Origin of the sequence: Nonomuraea cypriaca, from assembly GCF_015645445.1 — a bacterium.
Classification (GTDB): domain Bacteria; phylum Actinomycetota; class Actinomycetes; order Streptosporangiales; family Streptosporangiaceae; genus Nonomuraea; species Nonomuraea cypriaca.
The window spans coordinates 1-16,093 of record NZ_JADOGI010000236.1; the positions used below are offsets into that span (position 1 = coordinate 1).

Consider the following 16,093-nt stretch of genomic DNA (forward strand, 5'->3'; position numbering starts at 1 on the left):
CCACCGATGCTGGGCGCCGGCGCCTGGGGCGAGTCGGACGCCGTCAAACGAGTCCTGTCCCAGGTCCCCGGGAGCGCCACCATCCACCACGACGGCCCCGGCCACACCCTCTACGGCAACAACGCCTGCGCCCGCGACCACATCAACCGCTACTTCACCTACGGCACCCTGCCACCCCAGACCACAAACTGCTGACCAGCCCCGACCACCCCGGCTCCCGTCGAACCCATGGCTGATCGGCCGCCCCCAGTCACCCCTGGCTGCCGCCGAAACCGGTCAAGGCACATCTCGCCGGCAGCGGAAGAGCCAGAGGCGGCGACAAGAGCCTCTTCCTTGAACGGACGGAAGATCGTTCAAGGAAATGATCTCGAACGTGGGCGGAGTGCCACGGCTGCCGACGGTCTCGCAACGCACTGGAGGGCCTGCCAGCTGTGAGTGGGTCGATGGTCACGCCACCGGGTGCCAGGTCGGGCGGCCGTCGGCGGTGGTGCCGACGCGGCCGAATGGCACGTCGGCGAAGTGGATTCCGAAGCCGATCGTGTCCGGGTGCAGCAGTTCTTCGACGATCCGGCGCCGGTGCGCGGTCGACTCCGCCGAGTCCAGGTCGGACACGGCCGACCAGTCCGGGCGGCCGACCTGGACCGGCGAGTGCAGCGCGTCCCCGAAGGCGATCAGCCGTCGCCCGCCGGACGTGATCGTGTAGGCGGCGTGCCCGATCGTGTGCCCAGGGGTCAGCGACATCCGGACGCCCGGGAAGATCTCCTCGCCGTCGCCGATCGTGCGCACTCGGGGAGCCAGCCGGGCGAGCATCTCATCGGTGGTGCCCTGCTCGATGCTCAGGCGACGCTGCGTCCACTCCGGCTCGGAGATCAGGAAGTCCGCGCCGGTGAACGCGGTCATGTCGCTGTCCGGGGCGGGGTGCCATGCCCAGCCCAGGTGGTCGAGATGCAGGTGGGTGAAGGCCACCGCCTTGATGTCCGCCGGTCGGCGGCCCAGCTTGGCGAGGCTGTCCAGCAGGTCACCGCCACGGATCGACCCGATCCGCCGATTGTCCGGGTCGTCGGGTGACGACAACGGCCCCACCCCGGCGTCGATCAGCAGGGCCCTCTCACCGAGCTCGACCAGCAGTCCGCCGATGCTGCCCGCCAGGTTGCCCGTGTCGTCGAGGAAAGCGGCGTGGTCGTCCCAGTCCTGTTTCGTGGTGCCGGGCAGCCATCCATACGGCTTGAGCTGCACCACCCCGTCTGACACATAGCTGAGCTTGAGGTCGCCGAGCTGCAATGAACGGATGGAAGACGGTCGGCGCAAGCGCTCTTCGTGGATCTTCATGCCGAAAAAACTTACAACTAGAACTATTAAAGCTGCAAATATGCAGACTTGAGATAACCTGGCTGACATGACGACGTCTGAGGCCGCCGAGCCCCGCGCCGGCGCCGACAAGGCCGCCGAAGCCCGCGCCATCGCCGAGCGGAACCTTTGCGGCCTCGTCAACGCCCTGGCCAGGCAGATCGAGGCACACGTGCGGGAGCGGGCGACGGCGCTCGACCTCACCACGGCTCAGGCGACCGCCCTGCGCGAGCTCACCGGCCCGATGACCATGCGGGAGCTGGCCGAACGAATGTGCTGCGAGCCGTCCAACGCCACCTTCGTCGTCGACCGGTTGGAGCAGCAGGGCATCGTCGAACGCCGTCCCCATCCGAGCGACCGCCGCGCCAAACAGCTCGTCCTGACCCCCGAGGGAACCGCCCTCCGCGAGCGACTCATCGAGCTGCTCACCGAGGGCTCGCCCATGGCCGTGTTCACGCCCCAGGAACAGTCCACCCTCCAAGACCTGCTCAACCGCGCGACAGGCTAGTCCCGCTGGGCGCACAGGCCGCATGTCCCAGCCGGGGCAACCCACCCCCTGGAGCCGCAGCAACACCAGAGGGCTCAAGTGAGCGGCCCGGCCGGTTCAGCAGGTGCGCTCTGGCACCGAGGACTGCGGCCTCTCCGCACGCCGAGCCGTTCGAGCGGGCCGAACTCCTTGTCGACCCGGCGGAGCGCGCCCTTGTCCGCGCCGTTCAACAACTCGATGATCGGGTCGCGGGTCTGCGGATGCACCTCACCGGCGTCCATCCACAGCCGGCCTTCCCTATCCATCCACACGGCGATGACGGCGCCCTTCACGAGCAGTCATCGGGCTCCGGAAGGACCTGCCCCACTTCGTGCGAGCCGGGCCCTCCCGTCCAGATCTCCAGCCCCGGCCTCGACCCGTCCGGCGGCGGACCCAACACGACGACCCGCTCCACTCGATGACCAACGCCACGGCGGGGACACTCGGTGCCGTTCCCGCTCGCCCACCCGCCCAGAGTGAGGTCCAGTCCGGCCCCGCAGTCGAGACACAACCGATTGCCCATGAACCCGTCCTGAACGTTGAACGGGATGGCGTCGTCTTCGAAGCGCCAATCAATGTGAATGGGCCGCATACCCGAAGGCTGGGGTTCCGCGTGCTCGGCGAGGATCCGCAACGCCATCCCGACGAGCATCGCGCCGCGCTCGGTGTGGGCGGTGGCTGTCCTGCCGCTCTCGTGGGTGAGGTGTAGCACGCCGACGTCGTCGCGCGTGACCGTGCATTCCGGGATCTCAGGGACGGGCTTGATGGCCATGCGTGGATCACATGACGCGGCATAGAGCGGCGTAAAGCGCTAGGCCGCTACCTCCACGTATAGGCAGGTGAGTACCCCTCTAGGGTGATGTGTATGGCAGGTGAGCAGGACATTCCCGAGTTCGACCCCGAGGCGGTCGTCGCGACGTACGTCTACGCAGCGATGGCCGAGCACATCGAGGCCCGCATCAAGGCCGGGCAGATGCCGCCCGGCGCCCGCCTGTCAGGGGAACGTGCGCTCGCTGAGGAGTACGGCGTGGCGCTGGGAACTGCTCGCCGAGCCATCGAGGAGCTCCGCAACCGTGGGTACGTGGTGACGCTGCCGGCGAAGGGCACGTACGTGAAGCCAGCGGAGCAGTGGCCAGAAGCTTGAACCACCTACCAAATACGGCATGGCCATGGCTGATCGCCTTTGGGGACGCGATGCACTCCCCCGGTCCAAGTCCGCCGCCCGGATGAACCGGCGGGGAGTTAGGAGCGGGTAGTTGTTGGGGTGCCGTGCCAGCTGCTCCACAGGGCCGCGTACGAGCCGCCCTCGGCGACCAGTTCGTCGTGTGAGCCCAGTTCGCTGATCCGTCCATCCTCCACCACGGCCACCCGGTCGGCGTCGTGCGCCGTGTAGAGGCGGTGCGCGATGGCGATCACCGTGCGCCCGTCCAGTACGGCGGCCAGGGAGCGTTCCAGATGCCGGGCGGCCCGGGGGTCGATGAGGGAGGTGGCCTCGTCGAGAACCAGGGTGTGCGGGTCGGCGAGCACCAGCCGGGCCAGCGCGAGCTGCTGTGCCTGCGCGGGCGAGACGGCCAGTCCACCGGATCCCACCACGGTCTCCAGTCCTGAAGGCAGCGCCAGCACCCAGTCCAGCGCGTCCACCGCCGCCAGCGCGTCGCGTACCTGCGCCTCGGAGGAGGAGGGCCGGGCGATCAGCAGGTTGTCGCGTACGGTGCCCTTGAACACGTGGTGCTCCTGGGTGACCAGCGCGACGTGCCCCCGCAGATCGTCCAGCGGCAGGTCGACCAGCGGCACGCCGCCCACGGTCACGGCCCCGGTGCGCGGCCCGTGGATGCCCGCCAGCAACCGCCCCAGGGTGGACTTGCCCGCCCCGGACGGGCCCACCATGGCCAGCCGTTCGCCGGGCTGGACGGTCAGCGACACGCCGTGCAGCACGTCGCGCCCCTCGCGGTACGCATAGCGGACGTCGTCGGCCTCCAGCAGCTCACCAGAGGGCTGCGAGGAGGAGGTCGCGCGGTCGTCCGGGACGTTGGCCACGCCGAGCAGCCGCGCCATGGCGGCGCCGCCCACCTGCAGCTCGTCGATCCACATCAGGAACCTGTCGAGCGGATCGATGAGCTGCTGCGCGTAGAGCGCGGCGGAGGTCACCTGGGCGAGCGTGACCCAGTCGTTGGTGTAGAACAGCCCGCCGACCAGCAACGCGCTCACCACGGGGATGACGTAGCCCAGCTCGACGATGGGATACCACACGACGCGCAGCCCGAGGGTGTACCGCTCGGCCCCGTACGAGCGCCGGATGTCGTCGTCGGCACGCGCCCGGCGACGGTCCTGCAGCCCCAGCGCCTCCACGGCGCGGGCGCCTTCGACGGTCTCGGCCAGCCCTTCGGTCATGTCGGCGTAGGCGGCGTTCTCGCGGAGGTAGCCGTCGCGCGCCCGCTTCAGATACCAGCGGGTGGAGGCCCAGAGCAGCGGCCCGGCGAGCAGCATGGGCAGCATGAGCAACGGGCTGACCAGCAGCAGCGCGCCAATGGTGATCACGAAGGTGACCAGGGCGATCAGGGTCTCGGGTACGGCGTGGCGTACGGTGCGCGACAGCGAGTCCACGTCCCGCGAGGTCCTGGTGATCAGGTCACCGGCCCCGGCCCGTTCGACGGTGGACAGCGGCAGCGCGAGGACCTGGTCCACGAACTCCTCGCGCAACTCGGCCAGCACCTTCTCGCCGAGCCTGGCGGAGGCCAGCACGGCGTACCGCATGAGCAGGCCCTGCAGCAGCAGGAACGCGCCGATGACGGTGGCCACGAGGAGGACGTTCACCTCGGCGCCGTACTCGACCTGCTCCACCAGGCCGCCGAGCTGCCACGGGACGACCAGCCCTGCGCCGGCGGCCAGGCCGTGCAGGAGCAGGGCCACGGCGAGCCGGCGCGGGTATTTCAGGGTCAGGCGCCTGGCGTAGGCACGCACCTGTTTCCGGTCGGCGACCGGCAGGATCTCGCGGGCCATGTCAGTCTTCCCCTCGGGTGACGGTCGCGGCGTATTCGGGTGAGTTGTCCAGGAGGTGGCGGTGCGCGCCCTCGGCGAGCACGCGGCCGTCCTCCACGTAGATCACGTGGTCGGTGCGGTCGAGCACGAGCGGGCTGGTGGTGCAGACCAGCGTGGTCTTACCGGCACGGGCCTTGGCCAGCCGTTCGGCGATGCGGGCCTCGCTGTGCGCGTCGACGGCGCTGGTGGGCTCCACGAGGATGAGCACCTCGGGGTCGGCCAGCAACGCCCTGACCAGCCGCAGCCGCTGCTGCTGCCCGCCGGAGAACTCCCGCCCCGCCTCGGCCACCAGCGCGTCGAGCCCCTCGGGCAGGGCCTCCACGATGTCGGTGGCGCAGGCCGCCTCGAGGGCCTGGCGCAGTTGCTCGTCGGAGGCGTCACCGCGAACGTCCAGCTCGTCGCGGAGCTTCCCGGTGAACAACCGGGCGCCGTTGTCGGCGACCAGGATCCGGGCGTGAACCTCGTCCATGGGCAGCGTGGCCAGGTCGGCCGCGCCGAAGGTGACGTCGCCGTGGGCGTAGCGGCCCAGCCGGTCGGCGATGGCGATGGCGTCCTCGGGCGCGTTCGCGGCGACGGCGGTGAGCGAGCCGGGCTGGATGGTGACCCCGCTGTACGAGTCGCGCAGCACGCCGCCCACGCTGCTCCCGGTGCCGCCGGTGACCTCGGGCTCGATCGACAGGATCCGGATGACGCGGCCGGCCGCGACGTGGCCCTTGGTGAGCTTGTCCGCGGCCTCGGTGAGGGTGCGCATGGGGCCGATCAGGAACACCGCGTACAGGTAGAACGCCACGAGCTGGCCGACGGGGATCTCGCCCGCGACGGCGAAGGAGGCGCCGATCCCGGTGACGACCGCGATGAGAATGCCGGGCAGCACGATCTGGGCCGCTTCGAGCACCGACTCGACCCCGGCCACGCGCACCCCGGCATGGCGTACGCGCTGTGACTCCTCGCGGTAGCGCTCGGCGAACACCTGCTCCCCGCCGATCCCGCGCAGCACCCGCAGCCCGGCCACGATGTCGGCGGCCCGGGTGGACAGGTCGCCGGTCAGCTCGCGGTGACTGGCCTGCCGCTTGTGCAGGGGCCTCAGCAACGGCCCCACGGCTACGGCCATGAGCGGCACGCCGAACAGCACGAGCAGCCCGAGCGGCAACGACGTCGTGATGAGGATCACGGTCACGGTGACGATCGCCACGATGGAGCCGATGCCGCGCAGCAGGATGTCCATGGAGCTGCCGATGTGGGCGATGTCGGAGTTGCCGACGGCGACGACCTCCCCCGTGGAGAGGCGCTTCGGCAGCGTGGCGCCGAGCCCGGCGGCCTGCCTGGTGGTCAGCTGTACGGTGCGGTAGGCGGCGGCCAGCCAGTTGAAGACGGCCATCCGATGCCGCATGATCCCGGTGAACGCCTGCAGCAACCCGAGTGCGAGCAGGATGGCCGCCCAGACCAGCAACCCTTCTGTGTCCTTGGCGGTGACGGCCTCGATCCCCTTGCCGAGCACGGCCGGCATCAACGCCTGCACCAGCCACCACAGGGTCGCGTACCCGATGCCGGCGAGCAGAGCAGCCGACTGACGCCGCGCGTTCCACCACAGAAAGCGGAACGGGCTGCGTATGTCGGGCACGCCAGGATCGGCGTCAGGAAGGGAGCGCATAGCCTGACAAGATTGGCTTGCCGCCCCCTGACTCGGCAATCGGTTTTCCACGTGTGCCGGCCCCGCCCAAAAGCGCCGCCGGATCCTCCGGGACGCGCGCCGGGTCCCTCGCTCCCGGACGCGCCAGAGCCAGGTTCCGCACCTGACCTTTACGAAGCTCGGACATGCACCCTGTGTAACAGAGCGTGACCATGTGTGATGAAGTGGGGGTGTGAGCGCCGAAGATCTCCTTCTCAAGACCGGCCGGTTCCTGCGCAGGTCGGTCACGAGCGGCGACCTGCACACCCTCTACCTGACCGGCGGCACCGAGGGCGACACCTTCTACCGCGACCGGTGGAGCCACGACAAGGTGGTCAGGTCGACCCACGGCGTCAACTGCACGGGCTCGTGCTCGTGGAAGGTGTTCGTCAAGGACGGCATCATCACCTGGGAGTCGCAGGAGACCGACTACCCGAGCGTGGGCCCCGACAGCCCGGAGTACGAGCCGCGCGGCTGCCCGCGCGGCGCCGCCTTCTCCTGGTACACCTACTCGCCGACCCGGATCCGCTACCCGTACGCCAGGGGCGTCCTGGTCGAGATGTACGCAGAAGCGAGGCGCCGCCTGAGCGACCCGGTAGCCGCCTGGGCCGAAATCACGACAAATCCCGAAAAAAGGGAGAAGTACCAGCAGGCCCGCGGCCACGGCGGCCTCGTCAGGATCAGCTGGGACCTGGCCACCGAGCTGATCGCCGCGGCCCACGTCCACACCATCAAGACGTACGGCCCCGACCGCGTCGCCGGCTTCTCCCCCGTCCCCGCCATGTCGATGGTCTCCCAGGCCATCGGCGCCCGGTTCGTGTCGCTGATCGGCGGCACCATGCTCTCCTACTACGACTGGTACGCCGACCTGCCCGTGGCCTCCCCGCAGGTGTTCGGCGACCAGACGGACGTGCCGGAGTCCGCGGACTGGTGGGACGCCGCGTACCTGATCATGTGGGGGTCGAACGTCCCCGTCACCCGCACCCCGGACGCCCACTGGATGGCCGAGGCCCGCTACCGGGGCCAGAAGGTCGTCGTGGTCGCGCCCGACTACAGCGACGCGGCCAAGTTCGCCGACGAGTTCCTCAGCGTGCGGCCCGGCACCGACGGCGCGCTGGCCATGGCCATGGGGCACGTGCTGCTCAAGGAGTTCTTCGTCGAGCGCGCCCGGCCGTACTTCACCGACTATGTCAGGCGCTTCACCGATCTGCCCTTCCTCGTGACGCTGCGCAGCCACATGGGCTCGTACGTCCCCGGCAAGTTCCTCACCGCCAAGGACCTGGGCTCGCAGGAGGAGGCGGCCGAGTGGAAGACGGTCTTCGTCTCGGAGCAGACCGGCGAGCCCGTGGTGCCGAACGGCTCGGTCGGCTTCCGCTGGACCGGCTCGGGCGCGGGCCGCTGGAACCTGAACCTCGACACGACCCCCAAGCTCACGTTGTACGGCGGCGAGACGGCCGAGGTGCTGCTCCCCCGCTTCGACGGCGGCCACTCGGCCCACCGGGGAGTGCCGGTCATGCGCGTGGGCGAGCACCTGGTCACCACGGTGTTCGACCTGCTCCTGGCCCACTACGGGGTGGGCCGCCCCGGGCTGCCAGGGAGCTGGCCCACCGGTTACGACGACGACGCGGAGCCGTACACGCCGGCCTGGCAGGAGCCGATCACCGGCGTACCGGCGCGGCGAGCGGTGAAGATCGCCAGAGAGTTCGCCAGGACGGCGGAGTCGACCGGCGGGAGATGCATGATCATCCTGGGCGCGGGCACCACGCAGTGGTTCCACGGCGACACGATGTACCGCGCGTTCCTGTCCCTGCTCCTGCTGACCGGCTGCCAGGGCCGCAACGGCGGCGGCTGGGCGCACTACGTGGGGCAGGAGAAGTGCCGCCCGCAGAGCGGCTGGGCGCTGCTGGCCGGGGCGCTGGACTGGTCGAGGCCGCCGCGGCAGGTGCCGGGCACGCCGTTCTGGTACCTGCACACCGATCAGTGGCGCTACGAACGCTTCCACGCCGGCGAGCTGGCCTCGCCCCTGGCCCCTGGCGCCTTCCGCGGCAAGCACGCCGCCGACCTCGTGACGGAGGCGGTCGCGAACGGCTGGATGCCGATGTCCCCGGCCTTCGACCGCAACCCGCTGGACTTGGGCGACGCCGACGATCCCATCGCCTACACGCGCGAGGAGCTGCGCTCGGGCCGGCTCAGGCTCGCCGCCGAGGATCCGGACGACCCGCGCAACTGGCCCCGCGTCCTCACCCTGTGGCGCTCCAACCTGCTCGGCGCGTCCGCCAAGGGCGACGAGTACTTCCTGCACCACCTCCTCGGCACCGCCTCCAACCTGGACCACCCCGACGAGGAGGCGCCGAAGGGCAAGCTGGATCTGCTCGTGACTCTCGACTTCCGTATGACGTCCTCCACGATCTTCTCCGACGTCGTGCTGCCCGCCGCCACCTGGTACGAGAAGCACGATCTGTCCTCCACGGACATGCACCCGTTCGTGCACGCGTTCAATCCGGCGATCAGCCCGCCCTGGCAGACGAAGACGGATTTTTCCGCCTTTCACGCCATCGCGCGGACCTTCAGCGACCTGGCGAGAGACCGGCTCGGGGTCCGCAGGGACGTGGTGGCGGTCGCGTACCAGCACGACACCCCAGGCGAGATCGCCCATCCAGGGCCGGACACACCCGAACTCCAGCTGGTCGAACGCGACTACGGCGCGACCGCGGAGAAGCTGGCCGCGCTCGGCCCGCTGACCGAGCGGCTCGGCATCCAGGTCAAGGGCGTCACGTTCATGCCGGACCGGGAGGTCGACTGGCTGGGCCGGCGCTGTGGCCTCGTACCCAGGGGTGTGGCCAAGGGCAGGCCGGAGCTCGACACCGACGTCAAGGCGTGCGAGACGATCCTCGCCCTGTCGGGGGTGAGCAACGGCAGGCTGGCCGCCCAGGGCTTCAGGCAGCTCGCCGACCGGACGGGCGTGAGCTTCGCCGGCGTGGCCCAGGAGCGGCACCGCATCGTCTTCTCCGACACCCAGGCCGGGCCGACCCAGGTCGCCGCCAGCCCCGAGTGGTCGGGCAAGGAGTCGCACGACCGCCGCTACTCGCCGTTCACGATCAACGTCGAGCACGGCAAACCCTGGCACACGCTCACCGGCCGCATGCACTTCTTCCTCGACCACGACTGGATCCACGAGTACGGCGAGGCGCTCCCCGTCTACCGCCCGCCGCTCGACCTGGCCGCCCTGTGCGGCGAGACGGGCACCCTGCGCTACCTGACCCCGCACAACAAGTGGTCGCTCCACTCCGAATACCACGACAACCTGCTCATGCTGTCCCTGTCGCGCGGCGGCCCGACGATCTGGATGTCGACGCAGGACGCCGCCGAGCTGGGCGTATCGGACAACGACTGGGTGGAGGCGGTCAACCGCAACGGCGTGGTCGTGGCCAGGGCGGTGGTCTCCCACCGCATGCCGCCGGGCACGGTCTACATGCACCACGCCCAGGACCGGCTCATCGACGTGCCGAAGTCGGAGGCGACCGGGCGGCGCGGCGGCATCCACAACGCGCTCACGCAGATCCTCATCAAGCCGACGCACATGATCGGCGCCTACGCCCAGCTCTCGTACGCCTTCAACTACCTGGGCCCCACCGGCAACCAGCGCGACGAGATCACCACCATCCGCCGCCGGGCCCAGGAAGCGGAGTACTGATGAGCGAACCCGACGCAGTGAGCGGAGTGGTCGCGACGAAGGAGCGCCCGCGAAGCGAACGAGGAGCGGTGAGCGACCAATGAGCCCGCGCGAACCCGACGCAGTGAGCGGAGTGGTCGCGACGAAGGAGCGCCCGCGAAGCGAACGAGGAGCGGTGAGCGACCAATGAGCCCGCGCGAACCCGACGCGGTGAGCGACCAATGAGCCCGCGCGTCATGGCTCAGGTCGCCATGGTGATGAACCTGGACAAGTGCATCGGGTGCCACACCTGCTCGGTCACCTGCAAGCAGGTCTGGACCAACCGGCCAGGCATGGAGTACGTCTGGTTCAACAACGTCGAGACCCGCCCTGGCCAGGGCTACCCCAGGCGCTACGAGGACCAGGACCGCTGGCGGGGCGGCTGGGTGCGCGACGGCAGGGGCCGGCTCAGACTCCGGGCGGGCGGCCGCCTCCGCAAGCTGCTGAGCATCTTCGCCAACCCCCGCATGCCCTCCATCCAGGACTACTACGAGCCCTGGACCTACGACTACGAGAACCTCACCAACGCCCCTCTCACCGGCGACGTCCCCGTGGCCCCGCCCAGATCCCTGATCAGCAACCAGCCGGAGAAGATCAGCTGGAGCGCCAACTGGGACGACAACCTCGGCGGCGACCCGAGCCCCGATCCGGTGCTGGCCAAGGTGTCGGAGCAGGTCAGGATGGAGTTCGAGCAGGCGTACATGTTCTACCTGCCGCGCATCTGCGAGCACTGCCTCAACCCGTCGTGCGTGGCCTCCTGCCCGTCGGGCGCCATGTACAAGCGGGAGGAGGACGGCATCGTCCTGGTCGACCAGGACCGCTGCCGCGGCTGGCGCATGTGCGTGACGGGGTGCCCGTACAAGAAGGTGTACTTCAACCACAAGACCGGCAAGGCCGAGAAGTGCACGTTCTGCTACCCCCGGGTGGAGGTCGGGCTGCCCACGGTCTGCTCCGAGACGTGCGTCGGCCGCCTGCGCTACCTCGGCGTCCTGCTGTACGACGCCGACCGCGTCACCGAGGCCGCCTCGGTCGCCGACGAGCGGGACCTGTACGAGGCCCAGCTCGGCGTCTTCGTCGACCCGTACGATCCGGCGGTCGACGACGCCGGGCTGCCGGCCGAGTGGGTGGAGGCCGCCCGCAGGTCACCCGTCTATGACCTGATCACGAAATATCGGATAGCCCTCCCCCTGCACCCTGAGTACCGCACCCTGCCGATGGTCTGGTACGTCCCCCCGCTCTCCCCCGTCGTGGACGCGCTGTCCGGGACCGGCCACGACGGCGAGGACGCGGACAACCTGTTCGCCGCCATCGAGTCCATGCGGATCCCCGTCGACTACCTGGCCGAGCTGTTCACCGCCGGCGACCCGGTTCCCGTGACCGCCGCGCTGCGCCGCCTGGCCGCGATGCGGTCGTACATGCGGGCGGTCAACCTCGGCGAGCAGCCGGTCCTCGCCGACGTGGGCCTGAGCGAGGACGACCTCCTCGCGATGTACCGGCTGCTGGCCCTGGCCAAGTACGAGGAGCGCTACGTCATCCCGACCGCCTACGGCAACGCGCCCGGCGTCGTGGAGGAGGCCGGCTGCAGCCTCGACTACGACGGGGGCCCCGGCATGCAGCCGCCGTTCGGCGAGGCGTCGGGCCGCCCGGTCCCGGTCTCGATCGAGAGCTTCCACGGCCTGAAACAGCGCCAGACCAGCGACGAGATCAGCCACGACCGGGTGAACCTCCTCAACTGGGACGGCCGGGGCACCCCAGCCGGCCTCTTCCCACCGAAAAAGGGGAAGTCATGATCAACAGGACCGTTGTCTGGCAGGCCGCCGCGCACCTGCTCGCCTATCCCGACGAACGCTTCTGGCGGCGCCTGCCGCTGATCAGGGAGGCGGCGGAGCCGCACTTCGCCGCGTTCCTCACGCGCGCCGCCGACCTCGGTCACGGCGAGCTGGCCGCGCACTACGTGGAGACGTTCGACCTGCAGCGCCGCTGCTGCCTCTACCTGACCTACTACGCCGACGGCGACACCCGCCGCCGCGGCGAGTCACTGGCCGCGCTGAAACGGCGCTACCGCACGGCCGGATGGGAGCTGATGGACGACGAACTGCCCGACTTCCTGCCGGTGATGCTGGAGTTCGCCGCGGTCGATCCCTCGGGGGCGGGCGTGCTGGCGGAGCACCGGGCGGGCCTGGAGCTCCTGCTGACCGCCCTGACCGAGCGCGACTCGCCGTACGCGCACGTGATCGGGACGGTCTGCGCGGCCCTGCCGCCGATCACCGCCGCGCAACGGGCCCAGGCCGCCCGCCTGGCCAGGGGCGGCCCGCCGGCCGAGACCGTGGGAGGCTACCTGTGACCTGGGGTGAGAGCGCGCTCTGGGTGATCGCACCGTACGTCACCCTGGTGATATTCATCGGCGGGCTGATCTGGCGCTACAAGTACGACAGGTTCGGCTGGACCACCCGCTCCTCCCAGCTCTACGAGAGCCCGCTGCTGCGCGTGGCAAGCCCGCTGTTCCACTACGGGCTGCTGTTCGTGATCGTCGGGCACGTGATCGGCCTGCTCGTCCCGGTGCGCTGGACCAACGCCATCGGCGTGTCCAACGACGCCTACCACGTGAACGCGCTGCTCTGGGGCGGGGTGGCCGGCGTGGTCACCCTGGTGGCGCTGGGCCTGCTGGTGTACCGCCGCCGCGTCAACGGCCCGGTCTTCACGGCCACCACGGTCAATGACAAGATCATGTATCTGGTGCTGGCGGCGGCGATCGTCACGGGTGTGGTGACCACGGTGGCCGGGTTCGACCCGAGCGTGGTGAGCTACCGGACCACGGTCGGGCCGTGGTTCCGCGGGGTGCTCACACTCCAGCCGGACACCGTGGCGATGGGGAACGCGAGCGGTCTTTACAAGCTGCACACGTTGGTCGGGATGGCGCTGTTCGTACTCTTCCCGGTCAGCCGCCTGGTCCACGCCCTTTCAGCCCCGTTGGGTTATTTGTTCCGTCCTTACATCGTGTATCGGAGGCGGACCCGATAGCGGCCGCACGGCTCCGGCAGGGGTGCGAGTAGGCCAGAATCGACCCTTGTGAAGCACGGGTACACCAACAGCACGGTCGGCGACGGCGCCCTGGTGGTGAAGTGTTACCAGGGCCCGGACGCGGCGTTCAGGCTCGGCACGGAGAGCAGATACCTGCGCCGCCTGCGCGGGCGGCTCCCGGTCCCGCGCGTTCACCAGATCACCTCGACGAGCCTGAGCACCCGCTTCGTCTCCGGCGCGCACGGCCAGGATCTCCTGGACGAGGGCCGCGTGACGGAGGTGTTCACCGAGTGCGGGCGGATCCTGAGCCGCATCCACCGGCTGGGCATCGTCCACGGGGACTTCGGCCCGCAGAACCTGCTGTTCGACCCGGCCACGTTCGAGACGGCCGCGATCCTCGACTGGGAGTGGGCCCACCCGGGCCGGCCGGTCGAGGACCTCGCGTGGTGCGAGTGGATCGTCCGCACCCACCACCCCGAGCACGTGCCGCTGCTCCCGCACTTCTTCGACTCCTACGACGGTCCCGTCCCCGCCTGGGCCGAGCGCCACGAGGCGATGGTCGCGCGCTGCCGCGACCTGCTCGACTTCTGCGTCCGCTGGGAGCCCGGCGGTGACGGCGAGAAGTCGTGGCACGAACGCCTCGCCGTCACCGAGGCGTGGACCGAGGGCCTTTGACGGTTCTGTCGGTGGCCTTTGCCCATCTCGGGGCATGACGGACGGCGTGATTCTCGTACTCGGAGCGACGGGCTCCACCGGCCGGCGCGTGACCGGCCGGTTGCGTGCCGCCGGCCACACCGTCCGCGCGGCCTCCAGGAACGGCGGGACCAGGTTCGACTGGTCAGAGCCCGGCACTTGGGAGGCGGCCGTCTCCGGCGTGTCCGGCATGTATCTCATGGCCCCCGACGGCACGCCGGTGGACCCGGCGTTCGTGTCCCTCGCGGTGGAGCGCGGCGTCGAGCGCGTCGTGCTGCTGTCCAGCTCGGGCATCGAGACCATGGGCGACGAGCGCCTGCTGACCGCCGAGCGCACCGTCCGCGACTGCGGCGCCGCGTGGACCATCCTGCGGCCGAGCTGGTTCGACCAGAATTTCGACGAGGGCTTCCTCCGGCCGGCGGTCATGGCGGGCGAGGTGGTGATTCCGCTCGGGGACGTACGCCAGGCGTTCGTGGACGCCGGTGACATCGCCGCCGTCGCCGTCGCCGCCCTCACGGAGGACGGCCACGCGGGGCGGGTCTACGAAGTGACCGGGCCGCAGTCGCTGACGTTCGGCGAGGCAGTGGAGATCGTCGGCCGGGCGGCCGGGCGCGAGGTCGCCTACCTGGGGACGGACGAGGACTACCTCGCCGCGCAGAACTTCTCAGGACAGGCGATGCGCGACGCAAAGACGTTCGCCGCGCTGCGCGAGCACGGCGACCAGCCGGTCTCGGACGCCGTGCTCGAAGTCGCCGGCCGCGCCCCGAAGCCCTTCGAGACGTACGCCGCCGAAGCCGCCGCCGCGGGCGCCTGGCAGGAGTGACCTCAGTTCGCCCCTAGCCGACGTATCAGGGCCACGGCGTCGTCCAGGAGGTCGATCTCCCGCTTGGTGAGCGTCGCGTTGGCGGCGCGCCTGGCGGCCGCCCGGTCCATGGGCTCGCCCGTGTCCACCGTGTCACCGAGCTCCGCGAGCAGCGCGGCCAGCACCGACCGCGCCGGCGCCGCCAGCTCGTTCTCCGGGTGCACGGCCTCCTGCGCGAGGATCACCGCCGACAGGGCGTGGTCCAGCGCCGGTGGCCCCTCCTCTGTGTTGCACCAGTCGATCACGACCGGCCCGCGCGGGGTGAGCAGCACGTTGTCGGGATGCAGGTCCAGGTGCAGGATCCGGTCGGCGGGGTCGGCGGACAACCTGGCCGGGATCTCGTGCAGCCGCCGCAGCAGCCGCCCGAGCGTCCGGCCCGCCTCCTCGATGGTGATCTCGCCGTCGATCAGCGCCCGCAGCATCGTCGGCCCGGTCAGCCGCTCCATCACGAGGTCGGTGGCCGGCCTCTCGGCGGGGTGGACCCGGGGCACCGGGAAGCCGTGCTGGGCGACGTACTCCATGACGGCCGACTCGCGGCGCGCGTCCAAGGGGAGCCGGTAGCGGCGCAGCACCCGCTCGTCGTCGAGCGCGTACACGTCGGCGCTGCGCCCTTTCCCCAGCAACTCACCGATCTCCATTCGAACACCCTACGTCGGGGCGATCCGCTCCAGATCGGCCAGATCGGCGGCGTGCTCCCGCTCCATGACGGCCGCCAGCTCCCGCACTTCCCGGTCGCCGCCCGCGCTCTGCTCCCCCTTCGCCATCAGCACCGACTGATCCAGGTACGCCCGCAGCAACCCGGCGAACCGCCGGTCGAACGCGTCGCCGTCGGAGCCGGTCAGCGTTCGCAGGTCGTCGGAGGTGGGCATGCCCGGCATGTCATGGGCGGCGTGCGGGTTCTCGCCGGTGACGCGGGCCTGGGCGAGGAGGTCGCGGAGCCGGGCTCGTTCGCGCTCGTGCCGGTCACCGAGCCGGGCGGCCAGGCCGGCGAGCGGCCGGTCGGCCGCGCGGTCCTCGGCCAGCTCCAGGACGGGCAGCGCCCGGGTGTGCAGGGCGTCGGCGAGTTGCAGCCAGGCCACGTCGGTCGTCGTGAAGCGCACGTCGGTCGAACGCGGCGCAGGCGGCTCCCCGGGGGCGGAGCAGCCCAGCAGGACCGCGAAGAGCAGCAGGCACGAGAAACCCCTGAGCACCGGAAGGACCTCCTACAGGAAAGGGGTCCGGGCG

At 70.3% G+C, this 16,093-nt stretch carries 16 protein-coding genes; 9 read left to right on the forward strand and 7 right to left on the reverse strand.

What is annotated here, in order from left to right; genetic code table 11:
• A partial coding sequence (locus ITP53_RS45620; RefSeq protein WP_195901721.1) for an alpha/beta hydrolase occupies nucleotides 1–195 on the forward strand: 195 nt, incomplete at its 5' end.
• A gap of 252 nt (nucleotides 196–447) precedes the next feature.
• Here ITP53_RS45620 and ITP53_RS45625 read toward each other — a convergent pair.
• Nucleotides 448–1,329 (reverse strand): MBL fold metallo-hydrolase, encoded by an 882-nt coding sequence (locus tag ITP53_RS45625; protein ID WP_195901722.1) that lies wholly within the window; start codon nucleotides 1,327–1,329, stop codon nucleotides 448–450.
• A gap of 67 nt (nucleotides 1,330–1,396) precedes the next feature.
• On the opposite strand from ITP53_RS45625, the gene ITP53_RS45630 reads away from it, so the two are divergent.
• The gene (locus ITP53_RS45630; RefSeq protein ID WP_195901723.1) at nucleotides 1,397–1,855 is read left to right on the forward strand and encodes a MarR family winged helix-turn-helix transcriptional regulator; all 459 of its coding nucleotides are present in this window, start codon (nucleotides 1,397–1,399) and stop codon (nucleotides 1,853–1,855) included.
• Nucleotides 1,856–1,929: 74 nt separating this feature from the next.
• On the opposite strand, the gene ITP53_RS45635 is transcribed toward ITP53_RS45630, so the two are convergent.
• Together ITP53_RS45635 and ITP53_RS45640 are read right to left on the reverse strand one after the other, a co-directional pair.
• Nucleotides 1,930–2,139, reverse strand: a complete 210-nt coding sequence (locus ITP53_RS45635; RefSeq protein ID WP_195901724.1) for a hypothetical protein — start codon at nucleotides 2,137–2,139, stop codon at nucleotides 1,930–1,932.
• Nucleotides 2,140–2,162: 23 nt separating this feature from the next.
• Nucleotides 2,163–2,645 carry a hypothetical protein gene (locus ITP53_RS45640; RefSeq protein ID WP_195901725.1) on the reverse strand — a complete coding sequence of 161 codons (483 nt, stop codon included), beginning with the start codon at nucleotides 2,643–2,645 and terminating at the stop codon, nucleotides 2,163–2,165.
• A gap of 93 nt (nucleotides 2,646–2,738) precedes the next feature.
• On the opposite strand from ITP53_RS45640, the gene ITP53_RS45645 reads away from it, so the two are divergent.
• Complete coding sequence (locus ITP53_RS45645; RefSeq protein ID WP_195901726.1) at nucleotides 2,739–3,017, forward strand: winged helix-turn-helix domain-containing protein; 279 nt, start codon at nucleotides 2,739–2,741, stop codon at nucleotides 3,015–3,017.
• 98 nt (nucleotides 3,018–3,115) lie between these two features.
• Here ITP53_RS45645 and ITP53_RS45650 read toward each other — a convergent pair whose 3' ends face one another.
• Nucleotides 3,116–4,873: an ABC transporter ATP-binding protein gene (locus tag ITP53_RS45650; RefSeq protein ID WP_195901727.1), complete on the reverse strand. Its 1,758-nt coding sequence runs from the start codon at nucleotides 4,871–4,873 to the stop codon at nucleotides 3,116–3,118.
• Between the two features lies 1 nt (nucleotide 4,874).
• Nucleotides 4,875–6,563: an ABC transporter ATP-binding protein gene (locus ITP53_RS45655; RefSeq protein ID WP_195901728.1), complete on the reverse strand. Its 1,689-nt coding sequence runs from the start codon at nucleotides 6,561–6,563 to the stop codon at nucleotides 4,875–4,877.
• A 211-nt stretch (nucleotides 6,564–6,774) separates the two neighbouring features.
• On the opposite strand from ITP53_RS45655, the gene ITP53_RS45660 reads away from it, so the two are divergent.
• The 6 genes from ITP53_RS45660 (at nucleotide 6,775) to ITP53_RS45680 (ending at nucleotide 14,830) form a co-directional block, all read left to right on the forward strand.
• Nucleotides 6,775–10,275, forward strand: coding sequence for a nitrate reductase subunit alpha (locus ITP53_RS45660; protein WP_195901729.1), 3,501 nt, complete (start codon nucleotides 6,775–6,777; stop codon nucleotides 10,273–10,275).
• Nucleotides 10,276–10,490: 215 nt separating this feature from the next.
• Entirely contained in the window at nucleotides 10,491–12,083 is a 1,593-nt protein-coding gene (narH, locus tag ITP53_RS45665) for a nitrate reductase subunit beta (protein WP_207757360.1), read from the forward strand.
• Nucleotides 12,080–12,637, forward strand: coding sequence for a nitrate reductase molybdenum cofactor assembly chaperone (narJ, locus tag ITP53_RS58570; protein ID WP_236051929.1), 558 nt, complete (start codon nucleotides 12,080–12,082; stop codon nucleotides 12,635–12,637). Before narH ends, narJ begins: the two co-directional genes overlap by 4 nt.
• The gene (gene narI, locus ITP53_RS45670; protein WP_328817911.1) at nucleotides 12,634–13,314 is read left to right on the forward strand and encodes a respiratory nitrate reductase subunit gamma; all 681 of its coding nucleotides are present in this window, start codon (nucleotides 12,634–12,636) and stop codon (nucleotides 13,312–13,314) included. Before narJ ends, narI begins: the two co-directional genes overlap by 4 nt.
• A gap of 48 nt (nucleotides 13,315–13,362) precedes the next feature.
• Complete coding sequence (locus ITP53_RS45675) at nucleotides 13,363–13,989, forward strand: phosphotransferase (RefSeq protein ID WP_195901732.1); 627 nt, start codon at nucleotides 13,363–13,365, stop codon at nucleotides 13,987–13,989.
• Between the two features lie 46 nt (nucleotides 13,990–14,035).
• A complete protein-coding gene (locus ITP53_RS45680; protein WP_328817914.1) occupies nucleotides 14,036–14,830 on the forward strand; it encodes an SDR family oxidoreductase in 795 nt (264 codons plus the stop codon).
• A gap of 2 nt (nucleotides 14,831–14,832) precedes the next feature.
• On the opposite strand, the gene ITP53_RS45685 is transcribed toward ITP53_RS45680, so the two are convergent.
• Together ITP53_RS45685 and ITP53_RS45690 are read right to left on the reverse strand one after the other, a co-directional pair.
• Nucleotides 14,833–15,507 (reverse strand): phosphotransferase, encoded by a 675-nt coding sequence (locus ITP53_RS45685; protein ID WP_195901734.1) that lies wholly within the window; start codon nucleotides 15,505–15,507, stop codon nucleotides 14,833–14,835.
• A 9-nt stretch (nucleotides 15,508–15,516) separates the two neighbouring features.
• Nucleotides 15,517–16,059 carry a DUF305 domain-containing protein gene (locus ITP53_RS45690; protein WP_195901735.1) on the reverse strand — a complete coding sequence of 181 codons (543 nt, stop codon included), beginning with the start codon at nucleotides 16,057–16,059 and terminating at the stop codon, nucleotides 15,517–15,519.
• Between the last annotated feature and the right edge of the window lie 34 nt (nucleotides 16,060–16,093).